The 3,899-nt window shown below is 42.6% G+C and carries 3 protein-coding genes; all 3 read left to right on the top strand.

Annotated elements, in window-relative coordinates; genetic code table 11:
- A partial coding sequence (locus tag AC4GME_RS02720) for a muramidase family protein (protein ID WP_490378990.1) occupies window positions 1–1,001 on the top strand: 1,001 nt, incomplete at its 5' end.
- A 26-nt stretch (window positions 1,002–1,027) separates the two neighbouring features.
- Window positions 1,028–2,890: a DNA mismatch repair endonuclease MutL gene (gene mutL, locus AC4GME_RS02715; protein ID WP_490376081.1), complete on the top strand. Its 1,863-nt coding sequence runs from the start codon at window positions 1,028–1,030 to the stop codon at window positions 2,888–2,890.
- Window positions 2,883–3,800, top strand: coding sequence for a tRNA (adenosine(37)-N6)-dimethylallyltransferase MiaA (gene miaA / locus AC4GME_RS02710; RefSeq protein WP_490376080.1), 918 nt, complete (start codon window positions 2,883–2,885; stop codon window positions 3,798–3,800). The genes mutL and miaA overlap by 8 nt, the downstream gene beginning before the upstream one ends.
- Window positions 3,801–3,899: the final 99 nt, after the last annotated feature.

Raw genomic sequence — 3,899 nt, 5'->3', positions numbered from 1 at the left:
TTGCCGCGAAATACGGTACAAGCACAACTGCATTGAAAAAACATAACAATTTACGCTCAACCTCATTGGCCGTTGGTCAGAAAATCAAGATTCCGGGTGATAGTGTAGAAATAGCTGCGGTCTCTAAAACTCAAACAGCAAGTCGCAAACCCGCTTCTATTCACAAAGTGAAAAGCGGTGAATCCTTATCTGTAATTGCCGCGAAATACGGTACAAGCACAACTGCATTGAAAAAACATAACAATTTACGTTCAACGTCATTGGCCGTTGGTCAGAAGATTAAGATTCCGGGTGATAGTGTAGAAATAGCTGTTGTCTCTAAAACGCAAGCAGCAAGTCGCAAGCCCGCTTCTATTCACAAAGTCAAAAGCGGTGAATCATTATCTGTAATTGCCGCGAAATACGGTACAACTGCAACTGCATTGAAAAAACATAACAATTTACGCTCAACGTCATTGGCCGTTGGTCAGAAGATTAAGATTCAGGGATCTTCTTCACTCTCCTTCCTGCAAGTTGTAGAGGTTAAACCAACCGTACACAAAGTTAAAAGTGGTGAGTCACTTTCTGTAATTGCTAAACGTTACGGTAAAACAACCAGTGAACTGAAAAGCTATAATAAGTTACGCTCAACCTCGCTTGCTATCGGTCAGAAAATTAAGATCCCGAGTGCGGGTTATGTCAGCCAAACAAAAGTAGCTAAAGCAACCGTACACAAAGTTAAAAGTGGTGAGTCACTTTCTGTGATTGCAAACCGCTACGGCACAACAACAAATGCCTTAACGAAACATAATAAACTGCGCTCTAGCTCCCTGGCGATTGGTCAAAAAATTAAAATTCCAACTTCTGTTGCGCAATTAACAAAACATAAAGTACTCAGTGGCGAATCACTTTCAGTGATCGCTAATCGCTACGGTACTACTACACATGCTTTAAAATCTTTTAATAACCTGCGCTCTAGCTCACTGGCGATTGGGCAAGTATTAACGATTCCTGTTACTTAAATGTTTTCTTTGGATAACCTCTGCTAATGCCTATTCAAATTTTACCTGCACGACTCGCCAACCAGATAGCGGCTGGAGAAGTAGTTGAACGTCCAGCTTCTGTGGTTAAGGAGTTGGTTGAAAACAGCCTGGATGCGGGCGCAACGCGGATCGAAATAGATATCGAAAAGGGCGGTGCAAAATGTATCCGCATTAAAGATAACGGCAAAGGGGTTTGTAAAGAGCAGCTCACCCTTGCGTTAAGTCGTCATGCAACCAGTAAAATAAGCCATTTAGATGATTTAGAAGCGATTGTCAGTTTAGGCTTTCGTGGTGAAGCACTGGCCAGTGTGAGCTCTGTTTCCCGCCTTACTTTTACCTCTAAACCAGCCGATCAAGAGCAAGCATGGCAAGCGGTTGCTGAAGGGCGTGATATGCAGGTTAGTATCCAACCAACTGCGCACCCGCAAGGCACCACTGTGGAGGTGTTAGATCTATTTTTTAATACGCCCGCACGTCGCCGATTTTTAAAAACAGAAAAAACAGAGTTTCAACATATCGATGAGCTTGTGCGCCGTATTGCGTTAAGTTGTTTTGAAATCTCTTTTGTTTTAAAGCATAACGGAAAAATCATTCGCCAATATCGCGCTGCACAAACACAAATCCAGAAAGAGAAACGTCTTGCATCGATCTGCAGTGAGAGTTTTGTAAAAGGCGCATTACACTTTCAAAGTAGTGATAATGACTTGAAAATCTCGGGCTGGATATCGGATCGTTTGTCACCGCGGGCATTAGGGGATGTGCAATATTGTTATATTAATGGGCGCATGATCCGCGATAAATTAATCAATCATGCGATTAAACAGGTTTATGCTTATTCACTGCCTGAAGGCAAATTTCCAGGTTACGTTATCTATATAGAATGTAACCCTGAGCAAGTGGATGTTAATGTGCACCCCTCTAAACATGAAGTGCGTTTTCACCAAGCGCGTTGGGTACATGACTTTATTGTCAGCACCTTAAGTGAGACATTAAACCAAGCCTCTGCGAGTGATGATGCTGAATTTACAAGCGCCTCTGTTAAAATGAGCGAGCACGCTTATTTACCGCCACAACAGCCAGCTATACCGCAAGGTCAAGCGGCAACAGCGCCTGGCCATCAGTCATCTTTTAGCGGTGCTGCGAGTTATCGAGGTAATTATACAAAACCAACTCTTGATAGTGCCCAAGTTGATGCTTATTGTGATTTTGTAAGTGAAACCCATTTACCGCTCGCGCAAGTTGAAAAGGCACAACAAGCTCACTCTGTTTTAGGGCAAATAGTCTGCTTAATTGCAGACGACTATCTACTGCTTAAGCTTAAAAGCACCCAACAACTGTTAAGCTCAAGCTCACCGCTGTTAGTGTTGTCATTAAGCAGAGCCGATTTGCTGGTTAAACAGATGCAGCTGTATGATGCGTGGTCAAATGGGGAGGTGATCGCACAGCCGCTATTATTGCCAGTGCGTATCCAACTTGCAGCAGATTTACTGCAAATCACAGCTGATTTTCAGCAACTTTTTGAGCGGTTGGGTTTTGCTTTTAAAATACAATCCAATAAATTGATTATCAGTAAAGTACCGGCATTACTTCGTCAGGCACCGGTTGCTAAAATTTTACCTGCGCTGTTGGATTATCTTTGCCTATTAGATAAAAACATGAGTGAAATTCAAGTAAATGATTTTTGCGCATTTTTGGTGAAAACATTAAGTCAGGCTGTCGTTGATAAAAAACAGTGGACGGAGCAAAGCGCTTCGTCATTGTTAGATTTATTAGTTAATTTATTCTCAGACGATTTAAAAAATCAGCAAGCATTTCTCTTTAATGAACCCGATTTATCGTTATTACTGCAAGGTTTTTCAGATGACTAAATATCCTACCGCGTTGTTTTTAATGGGGCCTACTGCTTCAGGGAAAACTGATTTAGCGATAAAATTAGCACAGCAATGCAAATGTGAAATTATCAGTGTTGATTCTGCACTTATCTATAAAGGCATGGATATCGGTACCGCGAAACCAACAGCCGAAGAGTTACAAAAAGCGCCACATGCTTTGGTGAATATAATTGATCCGCTTGAATCTTATTCGGCAGGTGATTTTCGCTGCGATGCACTGCGCTTGATGAAAGAGATCACCGTGCGTGGTAATACGCCCTTGTTAGTTGGTGGCACTATGCTTTATTACAAAGCGTTAGTGGATGGTTTATCACCGTTACCGAGTGCCGATTCTGTGATTCGTGCTGAAATAGAAAAAGAGGCGGAAGTTAAAGGCTGGCAGGCGATGCATGATCTGCTTAAAGAGATTGATCCTGTTTCTGCTGCTCGTATTCACGTTAACGATCCGCAACGCTTGTCACGTGCGATTGAGGTTTACCGCATCTCAGGAAAGAGCCTAACGGAACTAACCGAGATCAAAAGTGAGCCTATCCCTTATAATATAAAACAGTTTGCGATCGCGCCGACTGAAAAATCAGTATTGCATGAGCGTATTGAACGGCGTTTTGATTTGATGTTAAAAGCAGGGTTTGAGAAGGAAGTGCGAGCCTTATATGACCGTGGCGATCTGCATCTGGATTTACCATCAATGCGCTGTGTCGGTTATCGTCAAATGTGGGAATACCTGCAGGGTACAATGGATTATGATGAGATGGTTTTTCGTGGCATTGTTGCTACTCGTCAGTTAGCGAAAAGGCAAATGACCTGGTTACGCGGCTGGAAAGATATTACCTGGCTGGAAAGTGGCAGTGAAGATAATTTTGATCTGATTAAAGCGGTACTGTAAGTCGAAACCAGTCATTTGCCAAACGACAAAGCTCTTTATGAAAAAGATTGGGCTACGCGGCTGGAAAGATATCACCTGGCTGGAAAGTGGCAGTGAAGA

It is taken from the genome of Psychromonas sp., assembly GCF_983033635.1.
Note: the sequence above shows the minus strand (reverse complement) of the source record. Positions and strands in the feature narration are given on the sequence as shown.